Here is a 25,434-nt window from a genome sequence, read left to right on the forward strand (position 1 = left end):
CAGGCCCGGCAGGTCGGGCACGGCGGGGATGAGGCGGGCGCGTACGAGGCGCCCGGGGACCAAGCGTCCGGCGAAGATCCGGCGCTGCTCGGAGGCGGCTTCCTGCTTGAACAGGAACCCCGGGCGCATGCGTATACCGCGGGACTGGGCCTCATTCAGACCGAGGTGGGGAACCTGTCCCAGGCGCGGTGTCCTGTCAGCCCCTGGGTGATGCCCTTGAGGGCGGCGGCGGGGCTGGCGGCGAACGCGATACCGGGATCGCCCTCTCCGATGCCGGCTGCTTGCAGGATGCGGGAGGAGTCGTTCCAGCCGCCGATTGCCTTGCCGTGGCGGTAGGCCTCCGCGAGCAGCAGTACGACGCGGGGGTCGGGGCCGTCCGGGTCCGGGGCTCCGGCCTTGGAGTCGCGGGCGCCGCGGGCGTCGGCCGCGGACGCGGGCGTGCCGGCGAGGAGGAGGGCGTCGAACTCGATGGAACGGGTGGCGGCGAACGTCCGCTGGACCGTGACCGGGTTCTTTCCGGTTCCGAGTGTGCCGCCGGTGGGGGCGATCACGAGGGGGACCATCCCGGCCTTCGCGATGGCGTCCCGTACGGCGCGGACACCCTTCAGGTCGGAGCCGGCGTCGGTGACGATGCCGATGACGCGTCCGTCGAGCGGCCAGGTCCCACCGACTTGGGACAGCGCCGGGCTCGGGGCCGGCTCGGTGAGAGGCTGGGTGGGGGTCGGCGCGGGAAGTCCGAGCCCGGTGGCCACCTCCGCGCACAGTTGCGGGTCGATGTTGGCCAGGACGGCCAGGGCGCGTTCCTTGACGGCCTGTTCGCGGCACTTGGTGAGTTCGAAGGTGTAGGCGGCGATGATGTGTTCGCGCTCCACCGGCGTCATGCTCAGCCAGAACAGGCGCGGCTGGGTGAAGTGGTCGTCGAACGAGGCGGGAGCCTCGCGGATCTTGCGCGCTACGGGCAGTTCGAGGGGCACCTCGATGGAGGCGCCTGTGTCGGGTCCGGCGAGGAAGGGGCAGCCGCCGTCGAGGCTGTTGGGCCGGTACGGTGCGGTGCCGGCGTGGACAGCGGTCTGGTGCATGCCGTCGCGGAGCATGTCGTTGACGGGGGCGTGTGGCCGGTTGATCGGAATCTGACCGAAGTTCGGGCCGCCGAGCCGGCTGATCTGGGTGTCGAGGTAGGAGAAGAGCCGGCCGGCGAGCAGCGGGTCGTCGGTGACGTCGATGCCGGGGACGAGGTGGCCGGGGTGGAAGGCGACCTGCTCGGTCTCCGCGAAGTAGTTCGTCGGGTTGGCGTTGAGCGTCATCAGGCCGATGGGCCGGACAGGGGCCAGCTCTTCCGGAACGATCTTGGTGGGGTCGAGCAGGTCGATGCCCTCGAAGGTCTGCTCCGGGGTGTCGGGGAAGGTCTGGATGCCCAGTTCCCACTGGGGGAACGCACCCGCCTCGATCGCGTCGGCCAGGTCACGGCGGTGGAAGTCCGGGTCCATGCCAGCCGTGATCTGAGCCTCCTCCCAGACCAGGGAGTGCACCCCGAGCTTCGGCTTCCAGTGGAACTTGACCAACGTCGTGGCGCCCTTGGCGTTGACGAGGCGGAAGGTGTGGACGCCGAAGCCCTCCATCATCCGGAACGAGCGGGGGATCGCCCGGTCCGACATGTTCCAGATGGTGTGGTGCGTGGCCTCGGTGTGCAGGGACACGAAGTCCCAGAACGTGTCGTGTGCGCTCTGCGCCTGCGGGATCTCCCGGTCGGGGTGCGGTTTGCCGGCGTGGATGACGTCGGGGAACTTGACCGCGTCCTGGATGAAGAACACCGGGATGTTGTTCCCGACCAGGTCGAAGGTGCCCTCACCGGTGTAGAACTTCGTCGCGAACCCGCGGGTGTCGCGCACCGTGTCCGCCGAGCCGCGCGACCCGAGGACCGTGGAGAACCGTACGAAGACCGGCGTCTCGACGTCCTTCGCCAAGAACGCCGCCTTGGTGACCTTCCCCGCGGTGCCGTAGCCCTGGAAGATCCCGTGGGCGGCCGCGCCCCTGGCGTGCACCACGCGCTCGGGAATCCGCTCGTGGTCGAAATGCGTGATCTTCTCCCGCAGGTGGTGGTCCTGCAGCAGCACCGGCCCCCGCGCACCCGCCTTCAACGAATGGTCGCTCTCGTACAGCCTGGCGCCCTGCGCGGTCGTCAGGTACGCGCCGCCCTGCGCCACCGCGGCCCGGGGCACGCCGGTGGCCTGTCCCGTGGGACTGAGGCTGCCCGGGCCCTCCTGGTCCGGTTTCGGCGGCAACGGCTCGCGCGGGACCTCCGGCCCGGCCGCCGCGGGCGGTCGCGGGGAGGATCGGCCGGAAACGCCGCGGGAGCCGGCCCGCTTCCTCGGCTCGGCAGGCGCGGCCTTCTTTGTCGTGGCCTTGGTCTCCTTCTTCTGCACCATGTGTGACGTCTCCTCCTGGGCGGACTGCGAAGTCTGCGAGATCGCATGCCGTCTACCCGGCCTGCGGCAGTCATGCCCCGGGTGCAAGCCTTCGGCTTCTGATGGCCCGGGGCACGCCGAGTACGTCCATTTCGGCTAAGACGTCTCCAGCGGGGTTCTCGGCGGCGGCGCGAGACGGCAGAGGTGGTGCGGGGTGGACTGGTCCGCACCGCGGAGGTGTGCGGACCAGTCTCCGGGGGAGGCCCGCCCGTGAATGCTGCGGACTCCGCTGCCCGCTCAACGAAAAGGACGACGATGACAGAGGGAACACCGCAAGCCGACTCCGCCCTCCGAGGCACCGGGGAGAGCGGTGACAGCGCGGCTCGCCGGGAAGCCGAGGACGCCATCGTCCCCGTCACCAAGGACGGTGAGGCAGGCGATGCCCTGGGCCCCAGCCCCGACGCCCGGCGTCGGACCGCCCGGCAGGGCGAGGGAGACGACGGGAACGACACGAAGTAGAGCGCGTGCGGGCGGGCCGTCGGGCGGCGTCAGGCTTCGACGGGACCAGCTCGGCGGGGTTCACGCTGCCGCTGCGGCCGGGGCCCGGGCAGCCGAGAGCGCGGTGGCGGCCAGGGAGCGGGAGGGCTGGATGACCAGCCCTTCGGACCCGGTCTGCGTCTCCAGCGTCCGGCGCGTTTCGGAGGCCGCCGTGACGACGGTCAGCTGCGCGCCTGCGGAGCGGCACATGTGGTGGGTTCGTACGACCGTGCTCAACGCGGCAGTACTCAGCGGTGCGTCCGAGAGTTCCAGCATGACGGGTGCGGACGGGTGGGCGGCAAGGTAGCCGTCGACGGCCCAGGCGGCCGTGGCCCGGTCTGCGATGTCCAGGTCGGCTCGCAGACGGATGATCAGGACACCGCTTTCGGTCACGTTGAAGGGCAGCACGGACACTCCTTGTCTTCGCGCACACATCGGCTGGGTACCGTGCGGATGCCCTGGCCTCGGACCGGTATGCGTTTTCCTCGGTGGTCGGACCGCTGGGGGAGCGGAGACGGCCGGGTGATCACCCCGCCCCCGGGCGCCGTTCGGGGAGGACGTGCCTCATCCGCGGAGGGCGGGGAGGAGCTTGTCGCGGCAGGCGGCGAAGAAGGCGTCCTGGCAGGGGCCGATCTGGCCGATGTAGACCTCGTCGAAGCCCGCGTCCAGGTAGGCGCGTACGGCACCCGCACCGCTTCCGACGTTCACCCTCGGGGCCGCAGGCGGCTGAGCCGTGAGGGGGTCGGAGGGCTCCCCCTCCGGTGCCGTCCCGTACGGTGCTGGTCGGTCAGCTGGGCGGGTAGGGGGTGGCCTTGAGCTGGCGGGCGAGGTGGGCGGTGTTGGCGGCGAGGGTCTTGGTGGTGGCGGCGGTCTTTTCGGGGGTCTTGTCGAGGTCCTGGTAGTCGGTGTGCTGCATGGCTTCGCCGACCCAGTAGGTGACGGCGTTGGGGGCGAGGGAGAAGCCGGCGTCGTTCAGGCCCTGGTAGAGGTCGGCGCTGACCTTGTGGGCGCCGTCCTCGTTGCCGACGACGCAGACCGCGGCGGCCTTGCCGTAGGTGAGCATGCGGCCTTCGTCGTCGGTCTCGGAGATCTCCGCGTTGAGCCGCTCCATGACCTTCTGGGCGATGCTGGAGGGGTGTCCGAGCCAGATGGGCGTGGACAGGATCAGGATGTCGGCGCCGAGGATCGTGTCGCGGATCTCGGGCCAGGCGTCACCGTCGCCGAGGTCGGTGCTGATTCCGGTCTTCACGTCGTGGTCGGCGATCCGGATCGTCTTGCCCGTGACTCCGTGGTCGGCCAGCGCGGCCATCGTCTGTTCGGCCAGCAGCTGGGAGCTGGACGGCTTCGGGGACGGGGACAGGGTGCAGACGAGGGCGACGGCCCGCAGGGGTGTGTTGTTCATGTACGCCCGGCTACCCCGTCCTCAAGCCTGATATCAGCCCGGCACCAAATTGGTCCTTTCAGATGTCTCTCCAGGTCCGGGCGCTGCTCAGAGGCCTGAGGAGCGTGGAGGGGAGTATGGCGAAGCCCGACTGAGGGCGGGATGCGCCGCACAGGAGCATGCGCCGCCGACTCGGGGGCACGCGTCTGGCATGCACGGACATCATGCGCGTCCCACGAGCACCTTGTTCCGTACGACTCCGTCCCGCGAGGGGCCTCCGGCGGGTGCGGGTCGGCACACGGGCGGGGGAGGGATACTCCGCCGGCTGCGCCGCCGGATCCTCGCCTACCGGCACGTCGAACTGCTGTCCTCGCGCATCCCTGGGGACACCGGCACCGGCGACGAGGTGCTGCTCCTCATCCACATTCAAGGTCGTCGGCGAGGTCCACTACCGGATGTGCCTCACCTGCGCCGAGGCCGTGATCGGCGCAGTCGACATCGACCCGCGCTTTCTCGGCACGGGCCTGGACACCCGAGCCCTGTCGCACCTGCGGGCACGCCATCCGGGCCTCGCCTGGCACAGCACCCTGGACCTGCGCGGCACCCGCGACCTCCTGCGCCGATCACGCATCCTCGACGGCAATGGGGTCTGCCAACATCTACGCGTCCCGGCGGTCCAGGTTCAACCGTCCCACTGACCACGGCAGGAAGCGGGGACTGCAGTCCGCGGCGTCCCCGGCCGGAGTCAGTCGAGGGCCCGTCGAGCGATCGGTTCTGTCAGGGGCTGGCCTCATGGGCGGGGTGGACGACGAGCAGCCACTCGTCCCCGCGGGTCTCGACGGTGAAGTCGGCGGCCCGGAATGCTGCTGCGAGTGCGATCCCGAAGGCGCGGCGCAGGCCGGGCAGGCCAGGGTGCTCGTTGGAAGGGGCACGGCGCGCTCCGCGCCGCCGATCCCGCCGTCTTGCTCCACGACGCTGCCCGGGTGGGGCCTGTCGAAGAACAGACAGCAAGGTGCGGCGGCGCTGCCATTCACCCACCACCACTCCGATCAGAGCCGCACCGGCCAAGATCGGTAGAGCCATCCACGGCAGTCCTCCCAGCGCGACTACCGGTACGAGAGGTCCCAGGCTGAGAACGGGCAGAAGCTGTTGTCCCTTCACATCAATCAAGTCGTTCGGCACGGCCAAAGTGTTAAAGCTCAATCCTCCTGGCGATCTGCATCAGACGGCCGGCCAGAGATCGATCAACACCGATCCCGATCATGCGTTGGCGGCCGGGGGCCGGTCAGGGACGATCCTCGGCCTTCGGGCCCTGTCGGTGGGCGAGGACCACCACGGTGGGGGAGTGTGACCGAGAACCACCGGTTCAGCAGTGACCAACCCCGCACCTGCGGCGAAGGGGAGAACCATGCGGCACATCACACTGAGCAACGGCCTCCAGATGCCCGTTCTCGGTTTCGGCGTCTATCAGATCCCGGCGGAGCAGACCGAGCGAGCCGTCACCGACGCGCTCGCCGCCGGCTACCGCCTGCTGGACACCGCCGCCGCCTACGGCAACGAGGAAGCCGTCGGCCGAGCCGTCAGGAACAGCGGCATCTCCCGCCAGGAACTCTTCGTGACCACCAAGCTGTGGGTCCAGGACGCCCCCGCCGAGCGCAACACCCGGCGGGCTTTCGAGACCTCCCTGACCAAGCTCGGCCTCGACCATGTCGACCTGTACCTGATGCACCAGCCCTTCGGCGACGTCTACGGCCAGTGGCGAGCCATGGAAGCCCTCAACAGGGAGGGCCTCGCGCAAACGATCGGCGTCGCCAATTTCTACCCCGACCGGCTGATCGACCTGATCCTCAACAACGAGGTCGTCCCGGCCGTCAACCAGATCGAAACCCACCCGTTCTTCCAGCGCGCCGACTACCAGGACCTGATGCGCGAGCGCGGTGTCCAGATCCAGTCCTGGGGCGGCTTCGCCGAGGGCAAGAACGACCTCTTCGCCAACCCGCTCCTTGCAGAGATCGGTCAGGGGTACGGAAAGTCCGTCGCCCAGGTCGTGCTGCGCTGGCTGACCCAGCGCGGCGTCGTCGCGATCCCGAAATCGGTACGGGCCGAGCGCATGGCCGAGAACATCGACGTCTTCGACTTCGAACTCACCGACGAGCAGATGACGGCCATTGCCACCCTCGACACCGGCAGCTCGCTCTTCTTCGACCATCGTGACCCGGCCATGGCCGAGAGGCTCGGCAAGCACCGAATCGACGCCTGACCAGCCCTACGCATCCGGACGGCGCGCGTGGAGGCCACGGCGCAAGTGACGGCGAGCACCCACCGTTGTGACCCAGGGTCTTCCCGGCCGGCAGGCCACCGGGACAGGTTCGACTGGAACTGAGGCCGTGGTCACCGTCAGGTGACGAGATGTGGTTGGCGTCGCCGCCCCCTGAACACCCGGCCGGGTGATGCGACTCGCCACACAGGCCGCGTAGCCCCGTCAACGCCGGTGCGGGAGCCAAGATGCCTGAGCCGTATTTTCCGTTCTCTTCGTGCTGGAGACAGGTCCGTGCTCGAACGCAAGCAGCTCAAGAACCGTGCTCAAGTCACCTTTGTCCTTCCCGAGGACACCCCGGACGGCCCGGTCAGTGTGGTGGGGGACTTCAACCACTGGAACCCCGCCGCCCACCCCCTCGAGCCCCGCGGCGACGGCACGCGTGCCGCGACCGTCATGCTCCCCCGCCACAGCATGCACTCCTTCCGCTACCTCGCGGCCGGTGACTACTGGTTCAACGACGATGCCGCCGACAGCCATGTCGGCGACAACAGCCGCCTCCACACCTGAACGAGTCACCCGCGAGAGGAGGCCCGGGGGTCAGCGTCCAAAGTTCCCGGTCGTCTCCTCACCGGCCGAGGCCGGCCGTGTCGGCGAACGGGCTGTCGCCGAGGTGAGCGAGGAGATCGGCGGGATTCCGGTACACGGCCTGCGCCCCGGCCTCTTCGAGGTCGCCGCGGGGAATGCCACCGCTCAGCACCCCTACGCAGGTGACGTCGGCGCGGCTTCCTGCCCGCATGTCCCAGACCGTGTCCCCGACGAAGACGGACCCGTGCGCGGGTGCGCCGGCGAGGTCGAGGGCGTGGCGGACCGGGTCGGGTGCGGGCTTGCCCTCCTCCACGTCGTCGGCGCTGGCTGTGGCGGTGATGGCGTCGTCGGCGTCGACCGCACGCCGCAGGGCGTCGAGTTCCGCCTGCTGGGCGGAGGTGACGAGGACGACGCGCCAGCCGCGCCGGTCCAGCTCGCGCAGGAGGTCGGCTGCCGCGTCCAGGGACGGCAAGCGGTCGAAGTACGTGCCGTAGAGGGTGTCGTGCGCGGCGGTCAGTGTGTCGTCCTGGTCGGTGTCGCGCTCCTCGCCCAACAGATGCGCGAGGAGATCCTCACCCGGCAGGCCGATGGCGCGGTGGATGTTGTGCATGGCGACGTGGTGGCCACCCTGTCGCAGGGCCTCCCACCAGCACGTGACGTGCAGGTGGTTGGTGTCGGCGAGGGTGCCGTCCACGTCGAACAGCGCGGCCCGGTTCATGCATGCTCCCGGTGTTCAGCGGCCGAGCTCGTGCTCCGGGTCGGCCTGGTTCATGGAGTTCATGGAGTTCATGGAGGAGGGGCCGTGCAGGTTGCGGCGCTTGGCCTCCGCGTGGAGCTGGTCCTTGATGTGCTCGTACTGCCGTTCACGCTTCGGACTGGCTCCTCGGGGCATGACGGACTCCTCTGCTGGATGTGGGCGGCCTGCAGTACGCAACCACCGCTGCCGGCCGCGTCCGGAGGCAACGGATCGGGCCACCGGCTCCTGCTCCGGACCAACGGGATCACATCGTGCGCCTACCCTCCGCCCGCCTTCGCACTCCTCGCGCCCAGACGCCGGGCGGGCGGAGGCTCCGTGTTGCTCCAGGCCGCAAGGGGCGCGGTATCCATGCCCGCCTCCTGCCTCACAGGCCGTCGAGGAACTCCCCGACGGCCTCGAGCGCCGTATGCCGGGGCGCAAGCAGGCCTGGCGGGCGGCGCCCCTCGGAACGTGCGACGGCCTGCCCGATTGGCGCGCGTGGTCGCGGATGCCCCCCTGGAGCGCGAGGCATGAGCGAGCGCTTCATGGGTACCGGCCAAAGTGTGGGCGGATGCACTTGGCGCCCCCGGGCAGAGGAGGAGGTGCCGGCCGTGATCGCCGAGACGTACCGAGGTGACGGACCCACCCTGCCCCTTGCCCCCGACGATGTGGAGCCGCAAGCGGAGTCCCTTCCGCACGACCACACGCAGGCCATCTTGGAAACCACGAAGCGTGTCGCGGGGCTGTTGAAGGCCTCCGGACAGCGGTTCGCGCTCGCCGGGAGCGTGGCGGCGTTCGCCCACGGCCTGCCGGCCAGTTTCCAGCACGACACGGACTTCTGCGTCCGCCGCGAGAATGCCGATGCGGTGATCGAGGCTCTGGAGAGCGGCGGAATATCCATGCGCAGGGCGCCTGAGGACTGGCTGGTCAAAGGTCATTCCGATGGGGAGGAGATCGACTTGATCTTCGAGCTCGCCCGGCGTCCGGTCAGCACGGAACTGCTCGACCGGGCTCAGGTCAGGGCGGTGGATTCGGTCTGGATGCCGGTCCTGGCCCCCACCGACCTGATGGACAGCAGGCTTGCCGCGCTGTGCGAGCACTACTGCGACTTCGGTGATCTGCTGCCGATGGCCCGGATGCTGCGGGAGCAGATCGACTGGGACCGGATGTACCTGGATCACCGGGACGCGCCGCTGTCCGATGCGTTCCTCTACCTCCTGGAACGGCTCCGCGTCGTGGAGCCGCGGGAGCGGGAGCGGGAACGGGAGGAGCCATGACGGCGGGCGGTCACATCGAGTACCGCATCCAGCACCTGAGGGACAGGCTGGCCCGCGAGGACATCGCCGAGCTCGGAGTACGTGTGGAGACCCGCGGGCCCACCGCGCACGTCTGGGGCAGTGTCACCAGCCCGGATTGCCGCGCGGCGGTCCTGCGCATCGCCGAGGAGGAACTCGCGGGCCTTCCCTGGCACGACGACCTCACCGTGAGCTGCCACAACCCGCCGGACCACCCCGAGGAGCTGTCGTGATCCGCGTGGCGGCCGTGGGGGACATCCATCTCGCCCCGGGCGACGAGGGCACCCTGCGCCCCGCCTTCGAGACGCTGGGGGGATGCGCCGATCTCCTGCTGCTGGCGGGCGACCTGACCCGGCACGGCACTCCGCGCGAGGCGCAGGTGGTCGCCGGGGAGGTGGCGGGACTGCCCGTGCCCGTGGTTGCCGTGCTCGGGAACCACGACTACCAGACCGACCAGGAGGCGGCCGTCACCCGGGAACTGCTCCGGTCCGGCGTGCACGTGCTGGAGGGGAACGGCGTACTGCTCGACGTGGACGGTGCACGGGTCGGCGTCGCGGGGACCAAGGGGTTCGGCGGCGGCTTCGCCGGACGCTGCGCCAGCGAGTTCGGCGAGCCCGAGATGAAGTCCTTCGTGCGCTACACGCGGCGGTGCGCGGACAACCTCGGTCGCGCGCTCGGTGAACTCCGGGAAGCGGGAAGCACCGTCCTGATCGCGCTCACGCACTTCTCGCCCGTACCGGACACCCTGGCGGGTGAGCCGCTGGAGATCTATCCGTTCCTCGGGAGCTACCTGCTCGCCGAGGCAATGGACCAGGGCGGCGCCGACTTCGCTGTCCACGGCCATGCGCACATGGGCACCGAGCACGGGATGACGGCCGGCGGGGTGCGGGTGCGCAACGTGGCGATGCCGGTCATCGACCGGGCCTTCGCCGTGTACCACCTCGGGTCAGGCGCCGTGTGAGTGCAGCGGTGTCCCGGTCGCCCGTGGGCGGCCGACCGGGACACCGGGATGCCGGGTTCAGCCGAGGTCGAACCGGTCCAGGTTCATGACCTTGTTCCACGCCGTCACGAAATCGCGTGCGAACTTGTCTCCCGCGTCGTGGGACGCGTAGACCTCCGCGAGGGCTCGGAGCTGGGAGTGCGATCCGAAGACGAGGTCGACGGCGGTGGCGGTCCACTTGACCTCGCCCGTGGCACGGTCCCGGGCCTCGAACACGTTCTCGGCCGAGGTCGAGGCGGCCCACTCCGTCCGCATGTCCAGCAGGTTGACGAAGAAGTCGTTGGTCAGCGTCCCCGGCCGGTCCGTGAAGGCACCGTGCGGAGATCCGTCGAAGCCGGTGCCGAGGGCCCGCATGCCGCCGACCAGGACCGTCATCTCGGGTGCGGTCAGCGTCAGCATGTTGGCGCGGTCCAGGAGGAGCGTCTCCGGCGGCAGCTTCTCCCCGGCCCGGAGGTAGTTGCGAAACCCGTCCGCACCGGGTTCCAGTACGGCGAACGCCTCCACGTCGGTCTGCTCCTGCGAGGCGTCCGTACGCCCCGGCGCGAACGGGACCGAGACGTCGTGCCCGGCGTTCTTCGCGGCCTGCTCGACGGCCGCGCACCCGCCCAGGACGATCAGGTCCGCGAGCGAGATCTTCGTCGCGCCGTTCTGCGCGGCGTTGAAGTCCTGCCGGATCCGGTCCAGGGCAGCCACGGCCTCGGCGACCTCCGGCACGGCGTTGACCTCCCAGTCCTTCTGAGGTGCCAGCCGGATCCGTGCTCCGTTGGCCCCGCCGCGCTTGTCGGTGCCGCGGAAGCTCGCCGCCGACGCCCACGCGGTGGTGACCAGCTGGGAGACGGACAGGCCCGAGGCCAGGATCCGGCCCTTGAGGTCGGCGATCTCCGCCTCCCCGACCAGCGCGTGGTCGACCGCCGGTACGGGGTCCTGCCACAGCTGCGGCTCGGGGATCCACGGGCCGAGGTAACGCGTGAGAGGGCCCATGTCGCGGTGCAACAGCTTGTACCAGGCCTTGGCGAACGCCTCCGCGAGCCTGTCCGGGTTCTCGTGGAAGCCCTTCGCGATCGGCGCGTAGACCGGATCCAGCTTCAGCGAGAGGTCCGTCGTCAGCATCATGGGCGCGTGCCGCTTCGACGGATCATGAGCATCGGGAACGGTGCCCTGGGCCGAGGGGTCCGTGGGCGTCCACTGATGCGCACCGGCCGGGCTCGTCCTCAGTTCCCAGTCGTACGTGAACAGGTTGTCCAGGTATCCGTTGTCCCACTTGGTCGGCTCGGTGGTCCACGCGCCCTCGAGCCCACTGGTGAGCGCGTCGACGCCCGCGCCGCTGCCGTGGGTGTTCTTCCAGCCGATCCCCTGCTGCTCGATCGGGCAGGCCTCGGGTTCCGGACCGATGTACTCGGCACCGACCGCGCCGTGGCATTTGCCGAAGGTGTGGCCGCCGATGATGAGCGCGGCCGTCTCCTCGTCGTTCATCGCCATCCGCGCGAAGGTCTCCCGGATGTCCGCGGCGGCTGCGATGGGGTCCGGGTTGCTGTTGGGCCCCTCGGGATTGACGTAGATCAGTCCCATCTGCACGGCGCCGAGAGGGCCGGAGAGTTCCCGGTCGCCGCTGTAGCGCTCGTCTCCGAGCCAGGTGTCCTCGGGTCCCCAGAAGATTTCCTCGGGCTCCCAGATGTCCTCGCGGCCGAAGCCGAATCCGAAGGTCTTGAACCCCATCGATTCCATGGCGCAGTTTCCGGCGAATACCAGAAGGTCGGCCCATGAGATCTTCCGGCCGTACTTCTGTTTGACCGGCCAGAGCAAGCGGCGCGCCTTGTCGAGGCTCGCATTGTCCGGCCAGCTGTTGAGGGGGGCGAAGCGCTGGGCGCCCGAGCCGCCGCCGCCCCTGCCGTCCGCGATGCGGTACGTGCCTGCGGCGTGCCAGCTCATCCGGATGAAGAGCGGTCCGTAGTGGCCGTAGTCGGCGGGCCACCACTCCTGCGAGGCCGTCATGACCTCGAAGACGTCCCGCTTCAGTGCGTCGAGGTCCAGGGTCCTGAACTCTTCCGCGTAGTCGAAGTCCTCGCCCATCGGGTTGGACCGGGGCGAGTGCTGGTGGAGAACCTGAAGGTCCAGCTGGTTCGGCCACCAGTCCCCGTTCGCCCTCGGGCGCGCCGGTGCGGGGGTCGGGGAGGGGATTGCGGGGTTCTCGCTTTCACTGCCGGACACGTCCGTTCCTCTTTCCGTCTCGGTGCTGCATATCCTCAGGAACGATGCCGATAATCGAGTGCGTTTCGGCGTCCGTATGGTCGCGCACCTCGGGCCATGCCGCCACGAGAACACGCAGGGGTGGTTCGTGCAACAAGCGGTAGAAAGAGAAAGTCTGCAGGTGTGGGAGGTGTTTACATATTCCGACCTGAAAGTATGAAAATGAATTCCAGCCATCGCGATGAGTCTGAACAGGTGAGCCGAAATGAATGACCTGCTGGAGAGACTGAGGCTGCGAGGGCGCGGCTGGCGCATGACCTCCCAGCGACGTGTCGTCGCGGAGACCCTTGCCGGCGAGCACGTGCACCTCACGGCAGACGAGGTGCACGCCCGAGCCGTGCGCAGGCTGCCCGAGATCTCCCGGGCGACCGTCTACAGCACGCTGGGCGAACTGGTCCTGCTCGGTGAGGTGCTGGAAGTGTCCGCCCAGGGGCGCGTGAAGCGCTACGACCCCAACGCGCACGACTCGCACCACCACCTGGTGTGCTCCGGCTGTGGTCTGATCCGTGACGTCCACCCGACCGGCGATCCGATGGCGGAACTCCCGGCGGAGGAGCGATTCGGCTTCACGGTGTCGAGTGCCGAGGTCATCTACCGCGGCCTGTGCCCGTCGTGTGCTGCCGGTCCGCCGCCGGCAGGCACATCCGGTGCCTGAGGTCCGGCAATCCTTCGCCCAGGCCCTGCACAGTGAGCTGCGGGGGACCGGCGTGACGGTCACCGCCCTGATGCCCGGTGCGATCGACACCAGTTTCTTCGTGCGGGCGGGCCTGCTGGACACCCGTGTCGGGCGGTCGACCTGTAGAGCACGGAGTGCTCCCGCCGGCCCGGCGGCATCCCGAGGCGTCTGTCCATCCCCGAGGGGGAGCGTGCAGTCAGAGGGAGGAAGGACCGCGTCGGCTTCCTTGGAGCGGTGATTGCGTACGGATCCGTAGATCCGCCGATCGCGGGTAGGCGCCACCCATGATTCCTACTGAAAGTCTTGCTGCCGAAGGCCAGGGAGCGCTCTTCCTCGTGATCGCCGGCGTGGTGGTGGTCGTGCTTCTGATCGGCGCGTTCTGGTACGGCAGCCGACGGAGCGCACGGCGCCGGGCTCCAGTCCGGCCGGCCGAGCAGAATCCCGCGGCACGGCAGCGTGAGGACTCCTGGCAGACACCGGACGATGACGCCGGCCCCGGTCCCCGGGTTTGAGCACGCCCGGCGTGATCGGTACGGGCACCGGAGCCCTGGCGCTGCAGACCGCGGCCACGGGAGCCCGGGTCACGGCCGTCGATGTCTCCTGGCCCGCCGTGGTCACGGCTCGGTTGAACTCATTGCGCCGGCGCTTGCCCGCCGCACGTTCCCGCCCCGGAGGCTCGGCTCCCGTCGCGCGGTCCGCAGAGGTCCTGGGACGCCGGCCCCGACGGGCGCGCCGTCCTCGACCGGATCTGCGCGAGGGCCCCGGTCCTGCTGCGTCCCGGGGGGCGTCCTGCTCCTGGTGCACTCGGAGATGTGCCGGGCCGCGGAGGTCACGGCGAAGGTCTCCGTGCCATGGGGTCCCGTACGGCGTTCGCGACGGCAGCCACCGACACCGCGAGCGACCCGCCGCGCCACCCGAGGACAGGAACCCCTCATGACCCTTCCCAGCCCGACCACGACGTCGGCCACCGCCGGCCCCCGGCTGGTCGGGGGCCGCGGTGAGCTGTCCCGGGCCGTGACCCAGGCCCTGCGCTACGGCGGCCCGCCGGTCTACGCCCCCAAGGCGATACTGAAAGCCGACCCGGCGGGCGAGGACCTCCAGCTCGCGCTCTACCTGCTCTACGAACTGCACTACCGCGGCTTCGAAGGCGTGGACGACGAGCGGGAATGGGACCCCGACCTGCTCAGGCTGCGCCAAGCCATGGAGACCCGCTTCCTCCACGCCCTGCGCACCGAGCTGTCCGACGCGCCCCGATCGGCCGGGGAAGCCTTCGCGCCGCTCCTCGTAGAGCCCGTAGACCTCTCCGGCAGCCTCAGCCACCGCCTCGAAACCGAGGGCGAGCTCTGGCAGCTACGCGAATACGCGGCCCTCAGATCCCTCTACCACCTCAAGGAAGCGGACCCGCATGCCTGGGCGATCCCCCGGCTCACCGGCCGGGCCAAGGCGGGGATGGCCGCCATCGAGTACGACGAGTTCGGCGCCGGCCGCGCGGACCGCGTCCACGCGCGGCTCTTCGCGGACCTCATGGCGGACCTCGACCTGGATCCCCGTTACGGCCTTTACCTGGACCGTGCGCCCGCGGCGCTGCTCGCGACGGTGAACCTGATGTCCCTCTTCGGCTTGCACCGGGCCCTGCGCGGCGCACTCGTCGGACATTTCGCATGCGTCGAGGTCACCTCCTCGCCCGGGTCCAGACGCCTGGCCAAGGCCATGCGGCGCTGCGGCGCGGGACCCGCCGCCGAGCACTTCTACGCCGAGCACGTCGAGGCCGACGCCGTCCACGAACAAGTCGTACGCCACGAGGTGATCGGCGGACTCCTGGCCGACGAGCCCGAGCTGGAGGCGGACGTCGCCTTCGGCTGTGCGGCGACCGTCCTCCTGGAGGACCGTCTCGCACACCACATCCGCCAGGCCTGGGACCAGGGGCGCAGCGCGTTGCGGTCGCCGCTGCCGGGGATGTGAAGGGGCTGCCCGAACCCGATGCGACACAGCCGACGGCCGTGGCATCGGGTGTGGTCCACGGCGAAGTGCGGGATCCAGGCGACGGGGATCGAGACCTTGGGGGCCTACTGGCCGTGGAGGCGGGTAGCCGCCTGGCAGGAGCCGCTTTCAGCAGCGGGAGGAACCATGACCCGACGCGTCCACGAAGTGATGACCGGGAATCCGGTGACCGTGGAGAAGTTGACGTCCCTGGCCGAGGCAGCACGGGTGATGCGCGACGCCGACATCGGAGATGTCCTGGTTGTCGACGAGGGGCGCCTCCACGGCATCCTGACCGACCGGGACATCGTCATCCGTGCCATCGCAGAGAACAGGGATCCGGCCGATACCACCGTCCACGCCGTCTGCAGTGCCGAACCAGTCACGGTCCGGCCCGACGACGGCGTGGACCAGGCCGTCGCCCTGATACGCCGGCACGCGCTGCGGCGCCTGCCGGTGCAGACCGAGGACGGCGAACTCATCGGTGTCGTCACTCTCGGCGACCTCACCATCGAACAGGACCCGGGATCCGCTCTCGCGGCCGTCACGGCGGCAGAGCCCGATACGTGATCCCCACGTGAGGAGCAGAGGTTTGAAACCGCGGATTTCGTCAAGGCGGTTTGTATGGCCGTTTCGACACTGGAAACAGAGCGTAAGTACGAGTCCGCGTCCGACGACTGTTCGTGGCCGCAGAGCCTCGCCGGCCTCGACGGGGTGGTCTCGCTCGTGGGGCGCGGCACGCAGGACCTGGAAGCCGTCTATTACGACACCGACGACCTACGGCTGACCCGCAGCGGTGGCACCTTGAGGCGACGTACAGGCGGCGAGGATGCCGGGTGGCACCTCAAACTGCCGCTCGCGGACGACAGCCGCGAGGAACTCCGGGCCCCGCTGTCATCAGGGGACGTTCCCGGGGAACTGAGTGATCTCGTGCTCTCCCGCACCCGCGGTGCGGCGCTCCGTCCGGTGATTCTGATCCGCACCACTCGTACCCTGCACCACCTCCTGGATGCAGGAGGAGAAACCCTCGCCGAACTCAGTGTGGACGCCGTCTCGGCGGACGCACTGCTCACCGCCGGTGCCCGTACGGCATGGACGGAGAGGGAAGTGGAACTCGCCGATGGCGGCGACAACGCCCTGCTGGACGGAATCGAAGAGATTCTGCGGCACAACGGCATGGAACGGTCGCGCAGCCCGTCCAAGATGATCCGTGCCTTGGAAGAGACGACGGGCTTCCCTGAAGGGCCGCAGCCGGTGGCGGAGGGGGCGACCGCCTCCGGGGTCGTCCCCGGCTCGGCCGGGGACCACGTGCTGGCCTACCTGCGCCACCAGACCGCCGCCCTCAGGGACCTCGACCCCGCTGCCCGTCGCGGACTGCCCGACGCCGTACACCAGATGCGGACCAGCATTCGTCGTCTGCGCGGATGCGTACGTACGTATCGCTCCGTCCTCGCCCGCGAGGCCACCGATCCCATCCGTCGGGAACTGAAGTGGCTGGCAGGGGAGCTGGGCGTGGAGCGCGACCACGAGGTGCTCCGGGACAGGTTCACCGCAGCGGTGCGCGATCTTCCCGGCGAACTGGTCCTCGGCCCGGTCAATGCCCGCCTCGTGTTGTGGGATGCGCGGGACGGGTCCGAAGGACGCCGACGCACTCTTCAGGCCCTGTCGTCGCGCCGCTACCTTCGCCTGCTGGACGCCTTGCTGCTCCTGGTCGAGGACCCGCCGCTCCGTGCCAAGGCGGCCGGAAATCCGGAGAAGGTCATGGTCAAGGCACTCCGCAAGGACTACGAGCGACTGGCCCGGCGGATGGGCCCCGCACGGGACCTCACCTCCGGACCTGAGCGCGGCACCGCGATTCACGAGGCCCGCAAGACGGCAAAGAGCCTCCGCTATGCGGCGGAGGCTGCCGGACCTTGCCTGGGAAAGCCGGCCAGGCGTCTCGGCAAGCGCGCCAAAGCCGTCCAGAGGCTGGCCGGCGCCCACCATGACGGCGTCGTGGCCTGTGAGGAGCTGCGGAGCCTGGCGGTGTCCGCGCACGCAGCGGGGGAGCCGGGGTTCACCTGGGGCCTGCTCGCCGGTCAGGAGCGGGCCGCCGCAGCCGACTGCGAGCGCGGGCTCCCCGAAATCTGGGCGCGCGTACGCCCCGCGGCTCGGCGGAAAGCGCTCTGTCGCTGACCGGCCCGCAGCGTGGGGCAAGGCCGCCTGCAGACGCGACGCGTACGGTCCACGGGGCGTGCTCGGTGTCGGTGGCCCGGAACATGTCGACCTTGGCGGTCGTGTACGCGTCCCACAGCCCAACGACGCGATGTCCGTGGCCGAGAGCTTCCACTGCCGCACCGGGTCGACCCGGCGGTGCGGCTGGACCTTGGCTGGGGGCGGAGCTCCGGCTGCGCCGCCCGTGGAGGACGCGGCCAACGTCGCCGTACGGGCCGCCCAGTCCGCCACCCGTGCCGAACTCTGACACAGACGCATGAAAGACCGCGGGCGTGGCAGGCGTGTCAGGGAGGGGGCGCTGACGCCGCCGCGTACGACACCAGACAGAAGGAGTTGTTTCGCGTGACTGAGCATGTGTGGAGCTACAAGTCGACGGCCGGCCACCTGGCGGGCACCGATCTGACCGGCTACACGGTCGAGGCCACCGACGGCCACATCGGCAAGATCGACAAGCATTCCGACGAGGCCGGTGACGCCTATCTGGTGGTGGACACCGGGGTCTGGATCTTCGGCAAGGAGGTCCTGCTCCCGGCGAGCACCGTGACCCGGATCGACCCGGCCGAGCGGAGGGTCCACGTCGACCAAACCAAGGAACAGGTCAAGAACTCCCCGGAGTTCCACCGCGAGAAGCACCTCGGCGACCCCGAATACCGTGCGGAACTCGGTACTTACTACTCCACCGGCGCCGGAGGCCCCTTCGGCGGCCGCATTGTCTGACCGGACGTCACTTTCTGATCTGACCTCTGAGGGCCCCGACGTGCCGAGTCGTGGCCCACGCCCATCGTGGCCGCCGAGCGAGCAACTGGCCGTGGGCGCAAGGATGTTGCATCACACTTCCAGCTCGCTGTTTGAGCTCCGTCGGACGGGCCAGACGGGCAGGGAACGTGCATCCGAACGCGGTGCGCATCCGATGGAGGTTCAGAGGTGGGAAACGTGTCGCGTCTGCCCGGTCGAGCCGAGCACCACTGGTTGTGGCAGGAGGAGGCCGCTTGCCGTGAACTGGGCTCGCGCCTGTTCTTCCACCCCAGGGGCGAGCGGGGGCCGGACCGCGAACGGCGGGACGAGGCGGCGAAAGAGGTGTGCGCGCTGTGCCCGGTGCAGCGCGACTGCCTGCGGCACGCGCTGAAGGTCGCCGAGCCGTTCGGGATCTGGGGCGGTCTCAGCGAGCCCGAGAGGCGTCGGCTGCGGACCGGGGAAGCGGAGCGGCCGGCGTTGCCTTCCACGGCTTGACCTTCGCCGACCGCGGGGACGTGCGGCGAGCGTCTTCACGGTGGCCGCGGTCGGCGAATGCGCCGCACAGTCCTCCTCGGTCGAGCCGCGACGCGACCGGGGCCGGTCCAGCCGCGGAGTGCTCCCCTGCGAAGTGATCCGACACCTGACCGGGTGTCCGTATCCCGCCGGGAAGGACCCGGGGCGGTTGGTCGTCAGGTTGGTCGTGCGGTCCGGGTCAGGGGGCGGGGACGCGCACCGCGAACAGGACGGTGTCGTCCTGGGCCTCCTGAGGTCCGATGGTGTCCAGGAGCGAGCGCAGCAAGGCGTGCAGCCGGATCCCTGGAGGGGCCGTGGCGAGCTCTCGGACGAGCCGCTCGACGTTCTCGTCGATGTCAGTGCCGCGTTCCTCGACCAGCCCGTCGGTGTACAGCAGCAGCGTGCTGCCCGGGGGGAGTGAACGGGTTCCGCAGGTGCGGGGCCCGGGCGGCAGGGCGTGGTGCAGCAGGACGTCGTGTGCGGTGAGGTTCTCCACCCTGCCGTCCGGGGTGAGCAGGAGCGGGGCGGGATGGCCGGCGTTGCTCCACTTCAGGTGCCAGTGACCGTCTGCCGCCGGATGGATGTGTGCGTGGACGGCGGTGCCGCTGGCCGGCAGGTTCAGGCGCCGGCAGGCCCGCTCGAGGGCGCTGAGGGCCTGTTCCGGTCCCTGACCGGGGTGGTCGTGGTCCGCTTGGCGCAGCATGCTGCGGACCTGACCCATGAGGGCGGCGGCCCGCATGTCGTGTCCGGTGATGTCGCCGACCGTGAGGGCCAGCGCCCCTGCGACGCCGGCCGGTGCTCGGGGCAATGGGTAGGCGTCGTACCAGTCTCCGCCGACCATGTCGTCCCGTGCGGCGGGCCGGTACAAGGCGGCCAGTTCCAGACCGGGCGTATCGGGGAGGTCGGTGAGCATGGCCCGCTGGAGCTGGCTGGCCGCCGTGACGCGGTCGTCGAGGTGGAGTGCGCGTTCGACCGCCTGGGCGGTGTAGCCGGCGAGCGTGGTCAGCACCGCCCGTTCGTCCAAGCCGATCTCGTGTGGGGTGTCCCACCCCAGGACGAGGGCGCCGAGCACGCTGTGCGTGCCGCGCAGGGGCAGGCAGGCGGCGGTGTGCAGGTTCAGGGCGTCGAATCCCGGGCCCGCCACGGTGCCGCCGGGGGCGTCGGGGTCCGCATGCGCGTCCACGACCACGACCATCCGGTTCTCGCGCACCGCACGCGAGACCGGCCAGTGCGAGGCGAGGGCGAACTGCCCGGGAACACCTCCGAGGGGCGCGTCACCGTCGACGGGACTCGGTACGCGGTGGAGCGTCCCCTGCCGGACCAGGATCAGGTCGACCCGGGCGGGCTTGAGGTCCCCGCTGACCAGGTCTCCGACCCGTTGTCGTACGTCGTCCAGGCCGCGGGTGTCGGCGAGATCCTCGGAGGCCCGCAGGAGCAGCTCCGAGCGGTTGAGCAGCTCGTGCACCCGGGAGGACTCTTCCTCGGCTGCTTCGCGGGCCTGACGCCCGATCTCGGTGCGCGCCCGCATCCGGGCCTGGGCACTGTACGCGGCGGCCAGGTCCGAGAGGTCCTGTACTTCGTCCTCGGTCCAGAGACGGAGGCCGGGGTCCATGACGGCGAGGACGCCGAGGAGCTCGCCGGAACTTCCGACCAGGGGGACACCGGCGAACGAAAAGGCCGCGGTACCGTCACCGGCCCTCGACAGGAACAGGGGGCGACCGTCCTCCGCGACGCGGCGGCAGCACTCCAGTACTGCCTGGTCGGGTCTCGTTGCGGGCGGCCAGCACTCGGGGAGCGCGCCGGCGGCTTCGCCGGCCGGCTCCAGGCATACGAGGCCCAGCGGGACCGCGAGCACGCGGGTGGCGAGCCGGGCGAACCGATTCAACCGATTTCCTTCCCAGGCGTACCCGGGGCCGGACCGCCCCCTGGCCTGCACCGCGCAGGTCAGGGCACCATCCTAGGCCCGTGCGGCCGAGGCGGCGGCGTGCCGTTCAGGCCGTTCCCGGCGGGGGCCCGGCGGATCTCGCACCCGCTGTGCGGACGTGCGCAGCGCGTCGTGGCGGAGCCGCGCTGCACGCGGGAATACCTCGGGAGTGCCCCCGGTTGCGGGGTATAGTTGAAACGTAAACAAACCTGGGAAGGGGACGAGCCATGCAGTTCGGGATCTTCAGCGTCGGTGACGTCACGGCCGATCCGACGACCGGACGCACGCCCGGCGAGCACGAGCGCATCAAGGCGATGCTCGCCATCGCGCAGAAGGCCGAGGAGGTCGGCCTCGATGTCTTCGCCACCGGCGAGCACCACAACCCGCCCTTCGTCCCCTCCTCGCCGACGACGATGCTCGGCTACATCGCCGCGCGCACGGAGAACCTGATCCTCTCCACGTCGACGACGCTGATCACCACGAACGACCCGGTGAAGATCGCCGAGGACTTTGCGATGCTCCAGCACGTCGCGGACGGCCGCGTCGACGTGATGATGGGCCGCGGCAACACCGGCCCGGTCTACCCCTGGTTCGGGAAGGACATCCGCGACGGCATCGACCTCGCCATCGAGAATTACGCGCTGCTGCGCCGGCTGTGGGACGAGGACGTCGTCACCTGGAAGGGCAAGTTCCGTACCACGCTGCAGTCCTTCACCTCCACCCCCCGCCCCCTCGACGGCGTCGCGCCCTTCGTCTGGCACGGCTCCATCCGCTCGCCCGAGATCGCCGAGCAGGCCGCCTACTACGGCGACGGCTTCTTCCACAACAACATCTTCTGGCCCGCCTCCCACACCAAGCAGATGGTGAACCTGTACCGGCAGCGCTACGCCCACTACGGGCACGGCACCCCCGAACAGGCCATCGTCGGCCTCGGTGGCCAGGTCTTCATGCGCAAGAACTCCCAGGACGCGGTCCGCGAGTTCCGCCCGTACTTCGACAACGCACCCGTTTACGGCCACGGTCCGTCCTTGGAGGAGTTCACCTCCCAGACCCCCCTGACCGTCGGCTCGCCCCAGCAGGTCATCGAGCGAACCCTGTCCTTCCGGGAGTACGCCGGCGACTACCAGCGCCAGCTCTTCCTGATGGACCACGCGGGCCTGCCGCTGAAGACCGTCCTGGAGCAGCTCGACCTCCTCGGCGAGGAGGTCGTACCGGTCCTCCGCAAGGAGTTCGCGAACCTCCGCCCGGCCGGCGTACCGGACGCGCCGACGCACTCCGCCCGCGTGGCGGCGGCCCAGGACGCCACGGAGCAGGAGGCAGGGGCATGAAGCTCGTCGTCGTCTCAGCCGGACTGAGCGTGCCCTCCTCCACGCGCCTGCTCGCCGACCGCCTGACGGCCGCGGCACTCGGCCACGTGGACGCCGAGCCGGAAGTGATCGAACTGAGGGAGCTGGCGACGGAGATCGCCCAGCACCTCGTCACCGGTTTCCCGCCCGCCCGGCTCGCCGCCGCACTCGACGCGGTGGCCGCCGCGGACGGCCTCATCGCCGTGACGCCGGTTTTCGCGGCGTCGTACAGCGGCCTGTTCAAGTCGTTCTTCGACCTCATCGACAAGGACGCACTCACCGGAAAGCCGGTCCTCATCGGAGCGACCGGCGGCACGGCCCGGCACTCCCTGGTCACCGAACACGCCCTGCGCCCGCTCTTCACCTACCTGCGCGCGATCGTCGTGCCGACCGCCGTGTACGCGGCCTCGGAAGACTGGGGCGACGAGGGCCTGGCGCAGCGCATCACCCGCGCGAGCACGGAGCTGGCGCGCTTCATGGCACCCGCTGCCCCGAACCTCGACACCACCCCTGCGATCGCACCCCGCTCGCTGACAGGGGCGATCACGTCGGTGGATCAGACGGACGGCCTCCCTGTGGTGCCGTTCGAACAACGGCTGGCTGCACTGCGGGTCCAGTAGCCTCAGGCGCGTTGGGTGCCCTGCTCGCGCCGCCCCGCCGATCCGGTCGGCCGACCCGTCCGGAGGATTCGTGCCGGTTGCCTCCCGTCGTCCCCCGTCCAGGGTTCATGGCCTCCTCGTCGAGGCTCGGAGGCGTACGGACGCGGTGATCGCCCCGTTGCTGGAGCGGGTGGACCCTCCCGCGGCGGAGGTGCTCGCCTATCAATGGGGATGGCGGGACGCCGAGGGCCGGCCCGTGGCCGAGGGCGGGCGGGGGAAGGCGGTACGGGCGGCGCTCGTCTTCGCGGCCGCCCGCGCCGCCGGCGGTGGTCCCGGCACTGAAGGGGACTCCCTGGTCCGGGCGGGGGCTGCGGCCGTGGAGATGCTCCATGCGGTCTCCCTCCTCCACGACGACGTCATGGACAAGGACGAGGTGCGGCGGGGCAGGCCCGCGGCGTGGCGGGTGTTCGGAGCCGCCGCCGTCGAGTCGGCCGTGGGCGCCCTCATCCCGCACGCCCTCGAACTGGTCTTCCTCGGCGTTCCCGGGGCACCCGGCCCGGTGGGCGGCCCCGGGGACCTGCGGAGGCTGCGCGCGTCCGCGCGGGCCGCCGGCCTGCTCGGTGACGCGCTCGTACGCCTGGCCCAGGGGCAGGCCCTCGATCTTGCTCTGGAGGAGGAAGCGTGCCCCGGCGCCGGTGCCACGCTCCGCGTGCACGCGGACAAGACCGGCTCGCTGTTCGCCTGCGCGTGCGCTCTGGGGGCCGCTCCGGAAGCGGCCGGCGAGCTGGCCGCCTTCGGCGAGCACCTCGGCATCGCCTTCCAGATCGTCGACGACGTCCTCGGCGTCTGGGGCGACCCGGCCGTCACCGGTAAGCCGGCCGGCGCCGACCTGACGGCCCGCAAGAAGTCCCACCCGGTGGCCGTGGCCCTGGCCGCGGACGTGACGGGGACCGAAGGGTCCGTCTCCCGTCGGCTGCACGAGCTCTATGCGATGCCCGGGCAGTGGAACCCGGCGCAGACCGGCGAGGTACGCCGGCTTCTGGACCGCACTGGTGCCCGAGCCGTGTCGGAGGCGGCGGCGCGGGCCCACGAACGGCTGGCTCTGGACGCTCTCGACCGGGTCTGCCCGCCGTCCCAGCAGGCGGCAGGGGACCTGCGGGCCCTCGCTGCTTTCGTCGTCGGGCGCGCCCATTGATCACCGGGGCTTCAGCCAAGGAGCCGGCCGGTCGAAGGCGTTGGGCAGGCCCGCTGCGTGCAGCTCGTCGTCCAGGATCCGCAGCCGGGCGAGTTCGGGAGCTTCCGGCCGGCGGTGCACGACGCAGTCGGCAGCCCGCGAACCGGCCGTCGCGAGGAGGGCGTTGACGGCCGCCTTGGCGCTCTGGTCGGCGGCTTCCATCGTCGCGAGGTTGAGGTCGACGTCCACGTGGTCCCCGGCCTGGAAGAGGTTGGGTATCTTGCCCGCGGGCCGGGGGCGCCACCGGCGCGACCCCGCCGTGCTGATCAGCAGCGGATCCGAGTTGCGGGCGAGGGCGCCCGGCTCGGTGGGCCACGTGATCGCGGGGTCGGTGAAGCAGGACCGCACCAGTTCCGGGGACAGCAGGTCCCGTCCGTCGAGCCGCAACGAGTCCGCCAACTGGTGCCACACCTCCCTGAGCGCCTCCTCGCGGGTGCACGCGCGAGCAGGTTTCCCGGTCAGCGGGCCGGGCACGTCCCACGCCGACACGTCCACGGACAGGCAGTCGCGCACCGTGCCGTCGCCGTACCGGTCCGAGAAGACGAAGCCCGACCAGAACTGGGCCTGGGCGATGGACGTCAGCGCCCAGGGAGAGTCCACATGGATCACGTGTCCCCGGACGAGCGGCGTCGGCTCGCGCAGGAAGAACTGCACACCGGTCATCCAGTCCGTCTCCAGCCGGTCGATGCCCGCGAGCGAGTCGTCCAGCTCGCACACCTCCGGGCCGAGGGTCCGCACCGCCGCCTCGGCCGGGACGGCGCAGACGAACCAGTCGGCCTCGATCTCCCGCAGGACTCCGGACGGGGTCCGGACGACGGCTGCCCGCACCACGCCGCGTGCCGTCCGCAGCCGGGTGACCCGGTGCCCCACCAGGAACCGGACCCCCAGACCCACGAGGTGCGCCGCCCACGGCCCGATCCACGCCTCCGTCGTCGGCGCGTCGAGGACCCGGTCCGCCTCCGCGTGGCCGGCCCTGCCGAGCAGCCCCGACCAGAACTCCACCTGGGTGCGGCCGATGGACGCCACGCTGGCCACCTCGGCCTTCGCCGCGACAAGGCTGCGGGTCGGGCCGATCACGCAGAGCCGCCGGTACTCCTCCGAGGCGGTGGCCCCGGCCGTGAAATCCCACCATGAGGTGTTCTCGAACTCGTCGTCGTGCCGCGCGCGGCCGCTGGTGGCGTAGACGAGCAGCCGGTTGGCGAAGTGGGCGCTCTCCTGAGGGGACAGGCCGGGGGTACGGGACAACAGCCGGCCCACGGCGCGCAGGGTCGCCTCGACGGTCCGCGTCGCGGCGGTGCCGGAAATGTCCACGACCACCCCGTCCCGGCCCCGGTCCCGCGCGTACAGCACCTCCGACGTGGCCACCAGCCGATCGGCCACGGTACGGCCGACGGCGCCGCCCGCGGGGGAGGGAATCCGGGCCATGGTCCCGGTGACGTTCCGGTAGAACCCGGGAAAGAAGCGGAAGCCGTGCTCTCCGGGGAGGTCGCGGCGCCCGTCCCGGCCCGTGCCCGGCACCGGGATGCTACGGGCCTTGCCGCCCAGAGCGCGGGCCTCGACCACCGTCACGGTGAATCCCCGCTCGGCCAGTTCCAGCGCCGCGGTCAGTCCGGCGGGGCCTCCGCCGATCACGACCACCCGGCGACCGGCCCGCACCCCGGCCCGAGGGCCCTTCGCCTTGCCGCTCCCGACCACCTCTGCCCGCGCTTGCACGCATGACCCCCGATCCGTCCCCTCGCGGCACAGAAGGTCTGGGCGCGCCGGGCA

At 70.5% G+C, this 25,434-nt stretch carries 27 protein-coding genes and 2 pseudogenes; 19 read left to right on the plus strand and 10 right to left on the minus strand.

Annotated elements, in window-relative coordinates:
• Positions 1 to 155 precede the first annotated feature (155 nt).
• Complete coding sequence (locus NLX94_RS06620; RefSeq protein WP_254381641.1) at positions 156 to 2,426, minus strand: catalase; 2,271 nt, start codon at positions 2,424 to 2,426, stop codon at positions 156 to 158.
• Between the two features lie 294 nt (positions 2,427 to 2,720).
• On the opposite strand from NLX94_RS06620, the gene NLX94_RS06625 reads away from it, so the two are divergent.
• Complete coding sequence (locus NLX94_RS06625) at positions 2,721 to 2,924, plus strand: hypothetical protein (RefSeq protein WP_254381642.1); 204 nt, start codon at positions 2,721 to 2,723, stop codon at positions 2,922 to 2,924.
• A gap of 60 nt (positions 2,925 to 2,984) precedes the next feature.
• On the opposite strand, the gene NLX94_RS06630 is transcribed toward NLX94_RS06625, so the two are convergent.
• The 3 genes from NLX94_RS06630 to NLX94_RS06640 all read right to left on the minus strand — a co-directional run bounded on the left by NLX94_RS06630 (position 2,985) and on the right by NLX94_RS06640 (position 4,344).
• Positions 2,985 to 3,350 carry an STAS domain-containing protein gene (locus NLX94_RS06630; protein ID WP_254381643.1) on the minus strand — a complete coding sequence of 122 codons (366 nt, stop codon included), beginning with the start codon at positions 3,348 to 3,350 and terminating at the stop codon, positions 2,985 to 2,987.
• Between the two features lie 156 nt (positions 3,351 to 3,506).
• Positions 3,507 to 3,650, minus strand: coding sequence for a hypothetical protein (locus tag NLX94_RS06635; RefSeq protein WP_254381644.1), 144 nt, complete (start codon positions 3,648 to 3,650; stop codon positions 3,507 to 3,509).
• Positions 3,651 to 3,729: 79 nt separating this feature from the next.
• Entirely contained in the window at positions 3,730 to 4,344 is a 615-nt protein-coding gene (locus NLX94_RS06640; protein ID WP_254381645.1) for a flavodoxin family protein, read from the minus strand.
• A gap of 434 nt (positions 4,345 to 4,778) precedes the next feature.
• Between NLX94_RS06640 and NLX94_RS06645 the strand changes: the two genes are divergently transcribed.
• The 3 genes from NLX94_RS06645 to NLX94_RS06655 all read left to right on the plus strand — a co-directional run bounded on the left by NLX94_RS06645 (position 4,779) and on the right by NLX94_RS06655 (position 7,150).
• Entirely contained in the window at positions 4,779 to 5,021 is a 243-nt protein-coding gene (locus NLX94_RS06645; protein ID WP_254381646.1) for an N-acetyltransferase, read from the plus strand.
• A 710-nt stretch (positions 5,022 to 5,731) separates the two neighbouring features.
• Positions 5,732 to 6,583, plus strand: coding sequence for an aldo/keto reductase (locus tag NLX94_RS06650; protein ID WP_254381647.1), 852 nt, complete (start codon positions 5,732 to 5,734; stop codon positions 6,581 to 6,583).
• Between the two features lie 291 nt (positions 6,584 to 6,874).
• Complete coding sequence (locus NLX94_RS06655) at positions 6,875 to 7,150, plus strand: isoamylase early set domain-containing protein (RefSeq protein ID WP_254381648.1); 276 nt, start codon at positions 6,875 to 6,877, stop codon at positions 7,148 to 7,150.
• A 58-nt stretch (positions 7,151 to 7,208) separates the two neighbouring features.
• Here NLX94_RS06655 and NLX94_RS06660 read toward each other — a convergent pair whose 3' ends face one another.
• On the minus strand, positions 7,209 to 7,886 hold the full coding sequence (locus NLX94_RS06660) for an HAD family hydrolase (protein WP_254381649.1): 678 nt from the start codon (positions 7,884 to 7,886) through the stop codon (positions 7,209 to 7,211).
• Between the two features lie 15 nt (positions 7,887 to 7,901).
• Positions 7,902 to 8,060: a hypothetical protein gene (locus NLX94_RS06665; protein WP_254381650.1), complete on the minus strand. Its 159-nt coding sequence runs from the start codon at positions 8,058 to 8,060 to the stop codon at positions 7,902 to 7,904.
• A 455-nt stretch (positions 8,061 to 8,515) separates the two neighbouring features.
• On the opposite strand from NLX94_RS06665, the gene NLX94_RS06670 reads away from it, so the two are divergent.
• From NLX94_RS06670 to NLX94_RS06680, 3 genes are read left to right on the plus strand one after another with little or no spacing between them, the layout of a single operon-like run.
• Positions 8,516 to 9,181 (plus strand): nucleotidyltransferase family protein, encoded by a 666-nt coding sequence (locus NLX94_RS06670; RefSeq protein ID WP_254381651.1) that lies wholly within the window; start codon positions 8,516 to 8,518, stop codon positions 9,179 to 9,181.
• Positions 9,178 to 9,432: a hypothetical protein gene (locus tag NLX94_RS06675; protein WP_254381652.1), complete on the plus strand. Its 255-nt coding sequence runs from the start codon at positions 9,178 to 9,180 to the stop codon at positions 9,430 to 9,432. Before NLX94_RS06670 ends, NLX94_RS06675 begins: the two co-directional genes overlap by 4 nt.
• Complete coding sequence (locus NLX94_RS06680; protein WP_254381653.1) at positions 9,429 to 10,160, plus strand: metallophosphoesterase; 732 nt, start codon at positions 9,429 to 9,431, stop codon at positions 10,158 to 10,160. Before NLX94_RS06675 ends, NLX94_RS06680 begins: the two co-directional genes overlap by 4 nt.
• A gap of 57 nt (positions 10,161 to 10,217) precedes the next feature.
• Here NLX94_RS06680 and katG read toward each other — a convergent pair whose 3' ends face one another.
• Positions 10,218 to 12,407 (minus strand): catalase/peroxidase HPI, encoded by a 2,190-nt coding sequence (gene katG / locus NLX94_RS06685; RefSeq protein ID WP_254381654.1) that lies wholly within the window; start codon positions 12,405 to 12,407, stop codon positions 10,218 to 10,220.
• Between the two features lie 244 nt (positions 12,408 to 12,651).
• Between katG and NLX94_RS06690 the strand changes: the two genes are divergently transcribed.
• The 6 genes and pseudogenes from NLX94_RS06690 (at position 12,652) to NLX94_RS06720 (ending at position 17,277) form a co-directional block, all read left to right on the plus strand.
• Positions 12,652 to 13,101: a Fur family transcriptional regulator gene (locus tag NLX94_RS06690; RefSeq protein WP_254381655.1), complete on the plus strand. Its 450-nt coding sequence runs from the start codon at positions 12,652 to 12,654 to the stop codon at positions 13,099 to 13,101.
• Positions 13,102 to 13,406: 305 nt separating this feature from the next.
• The gene (locus NLX94_RS06700) at positions 13,407 to 13,634 is read left to right on the plus strand and encodes a DUF6479 family protein (RefSeq protein WP_254381656.1); all 228 of its coding nucleotides are present in this window, start codon (positions 13,407 to 13,409) and stop codon (positions 13,632 to 13,634) included.
• Positions 13,635 to 13,648: 14 nt separating this feature from the next.
• A pseudogene (locus NLX94_RS06705) lies at positions 13,649 to 14,004 on the plus strand (methyltransferase); the annotation flags it as partial.
• A gap of 51 nt (positions 14,005 to 14,055) precedes the next feature.
• Complete coding sequence (locus tag NLX94_RS06710) at positions 14,056 to 15,084, plus strand: iron-containing redox enzyme family protein (RefSeq protein ID WP_254381880.1); 1,029 nt, start codon at positions 14,056 to 14,058, stop codon at positions 15,082 to 15,084.
• Positions 15,085 to 15,249: 165 nt separating this feature from the next.
• Positions 15,250 to 15,672: a CBS domain-containing protein gene (locus NLX94_RS06715; RefSeq protein ID WP_254381657.1), complete on the plus strand. Its 423-nt coding sequence runs from the start codon at positions 15,250 to 15,252 to the stop codon at positions 15,670 to 15,672.
• A 54-nt stretch (positions 15,673 to 15,726) separates the two neighbouring features.
• On the plus strand, positions 15,727 to 17,277 hold the full coding sequence (locus NLX94_RS06720) for a CYTH and CHAD domain-containing protein (RefSeq protein WP_254381658.1): 1,551 nt from the start codon (positions 15,727 to 15,729) through the stop codon (positions 17,275 to 17,277).
• A 43-nt stretch (positions 17,278 to 17,320) separates the two neighbouring features.
• Here the strand turns inward: NLX94_RS06720 and NLX94_RS06725 are convergent.
• Positions 17,321 to 17,454, minus strand: a pseudogene (locus tag NLX94_RS06725) (polyphosphate kinase 2); the annotation flags it as partial.
• Between NLX94_RS06725 and NLX94_RS06730 the strand changes: the two are divergent.
• From NLX94_RS06730 to NLX94_RS06740, 3 genes are all read left to right on the plus strand, one after another.
• Positions 17,408 to 17,563 carry a hypothetical protein gene (locus NLX94_RS06730; RefSeq protein ID WP_254381899.1) on the plus strand — a complete coding sequence of 52 codons (156 nt, stop codon included), beginning with the start codon at positions 17,408 to 17,410 and terminating at the stop codon, positions 17,561 to 17,563. The pseudogene NLX94_RS06725 and the gene NLX94_RS06730 sit on opposite strands and share 47 nt — an antisense overlap.
• Before the next feature lie 95 nt (positions 17,564 to 17,658).
• Positions 17,659 to 18,033, plus strand: a complete 375-nt coding sequence (locus NLX94_RS06735; RefSeq protein WP_254381659.1) for a PRC-barrel domain-containing protein — start codon at positions 17,659 to 17,661, stop codon at positions 18,031 to 18,033.
• Between the two features lie 216 nt (positions 18,034 to 18,249).
• Positions 18,250 to 18,546, plus strand: coding sequence for a WhiB family transcriptional regulator (locus tag NLX94_RS06740; protein WP_254381660.1), 297 nt, complete (start codon positions 18,250 to 18,252; stop codon positions 18,544 to 18,546).
• Positions 18,547 to 18,763: 217 nt separating this feature from the next.
• Here the strand turns inward: NLX94_RS06740 and NLX94_RS06745 are convergent, their stop codons facing one another.
• Positions 18,764 to 20,449, minus strand: coding sequence for a SpoIIE family protein phosphatase (locus tag NLX94_RS06745; protein ID WP_254381661.1), 1,686 nt, complete (start codon positions 20,447 to 20,449; stop codon positions 18,764 to 18,766).
• A 266-nt stretch (positions 20,450 to 20,715) separates the two neighbouring features.
• Between NLX94_RS06745 and NLX94_RS06750 the strand changes: the two genes are divergently transcribed.
• The 3 genes from NLX94_RS06750 to NLX94_RS06760 all read left to right on the plus strand — a co-directional run bounded on the left by NLX94_RS06750 (position 20,716) and on the right by NLX94_RS06760 (position 23,628).
• Positions 20,716 to 21,816 (plus strand): LLM class flavin-dependent oxidoreductase, encoded by a 1,101-nt coding sequence (locus tag NLX94_RS06750; RefSeq protein WP_254381662.1) that lies wholly within the window; start codon positions 20,716 to 20,718, stop codon positions 21,814 to 21,816.
• On the plus strand, positions 21,813 to 22,454 hold the full coding sequence (locus tag NLX94_RS06755) for a CE1759 family FMN reductase (RefSeq protein WP_254381663.1): 642 nt from the start codon (positions 21,813 to 21,815) through the stop codon (positions 22,452 to 22,454). Before NLX94_RS06750 ends, NLX94_RS06755 begins: the two co-directional genes overlap by 4 nt.
• A gap of 145 nt (positions 22,455 to 22,599) precedes the next feature.
• A complete protein-coding gene (locus NLX94_RS06760) occupies positions 22,600 to 23,628 on the plus strand; it encodes a polyprenyl synthetase family protein (protein WP_254381664.1) in 1,029 nt (342 codons plus the stop codon).
• Here NLX94_RS06760 and NLX94_RS06765 read toward each other — a convergent pair whose 3' ends face one another.
• Complete coding sequence (locus tag NLX94_RS06765) at positions 23,629 to 25,380, minus strand: FAD-dependent oxidoreductase (RefSeq protein WP_254381665.1); 1,752 nt, start codon at positions 25,378 to 25,380, stop codon at positions 23,629 to 23,631. It lies immediately after the preceding gene.
• Positions 25,381 to 25,434: the final 54 nt, after the last annotated feature.

It is taken from the genome of Streptomyces sp. TBY4 (genome assembly GCF_024213195.1).
Taxonomy (GTDB): Bacteria; Actinomycetota; Actinomycetes; order Streptomycetales; family Streptomycetaceae; genus Streptomyces.

Excerpts from the sequence above, each read along its gene's own strand:
- NLX94_RS06720 (WP_254381658.1), top strand. The coding sequence starts at position 15,727 with ATGGCCGTTTCGACACTGGAAACAGAGCGTAAGTACGAGTCCGCGTCC.
- NLX94_RS06620 (WP_254381641.1), bottom strand. The coding sequence starts at position 2,426 with ATGGTGCAGAAGAAGGAGACCAAGGCCACGACAAAGAAGGCCGCGCCT.
- NLX94_RS06715 (WP_254381657.1), top strand. The coding sequence starts at position 15,250 with ATGACCCGACGCGTCCACGAAGTGATGACCGGGAATCCGGTGACCGTG.
- NLX94_RS06700 (WP_254381656.1), top strand. The coding sequence starts at position 13,407 with ATGATTCCTACTGAAAGTCTTGCTGCCGAAGGCCAGGGAGCGCTCTTC.
- NLX94_RS06690 (WP_254381655.1), top strand. The coding sequence starts at position 12,652 with ATGAATGACCTGCTGGAGAGACTGAGGCTGCGAGGGCGCGGCTGGCGC.
- NLX94_RS06665 (WP_254381650.1), bottom strand. The coding sequence starts at position 8,060 with ATGCCCCGAGGAGCCAGTCCGAAGCGTGAACGGCAGTACGAGCACATC.
- NLX94_RS06730 (WP_254381899.1), top strand. The coding sequence starts at position 17,408 with ATGTCCGTGGCCGAGAGCTTCCACTGCCGCACCGGGTCGACCCGGCGG.
- NLX94_RS06645 (WP_254381646.1), top strand. The coding sequence starts at position 4,779 with ATGTGCCTCACCTGCGCCGAGGCCGTGATCGGCGCAGTCGACATCGAC.
- NLX94_RS06755 (WP_254381663.1), top strand. The coding sequence starts at position 21,813 with ATGAAGCTCGTCGTCGTCTCAGCCGGACTGAGCGTGCCCTCCTCCACG.
- NLX94_RS06675 (WP_254381652.1), top strand. The coding sequence starts at position 9,178 with ATGACGGCGGGCGGTCACATCGAGTACCGCATCCAGCACCTGAGGGAC.
- NLX94_RS06710 (WP_254381880.1), top strand. The coding sequence starts at position 14,056 with ATGACCCTTCCCAGCCCGACCACGACGTCGGCCACCGCCGGCCCCCGG.
- NLX94_RS06640 (WP_254381645.1), bottom strand. The coding sequence starts at position 4,344 with ATGAACAACACACCCCTGCGGGCCGTCGCCCTCGTCTGCACCCTGTCC.
- NLX94_RS06625 (WP_254381642.1), top strand. The coding sequence starts at position 2,721 with ATGACAGAGGGAACACCGCAAGCCGACTCCGCCCTCCGAGGCACCGGG.
- NLX94_RS06660 (WP_254381649.1), bottom strand. The coding sequence starts at position 7,886 with ATGAACCGGGCCGCGCTGTTCGACGTGGACGGCACCCTCGCCGACACC.
- NLX94_RS06650 (WP_254381647.1), top strand. The coding sequence starts at position 5,732 with ATGCGGCACATCACACTGAGCAACGGCCTCCAGATGCCCGTTCTCGGT.
- NLX94_RS06750 (WP_254381662.1), top strand. The coding sequence starts at position 20,716 with ATGCAGTTCGGGATCTTCAGCGTCGGTGACGTCACGGCCGATCCGACG.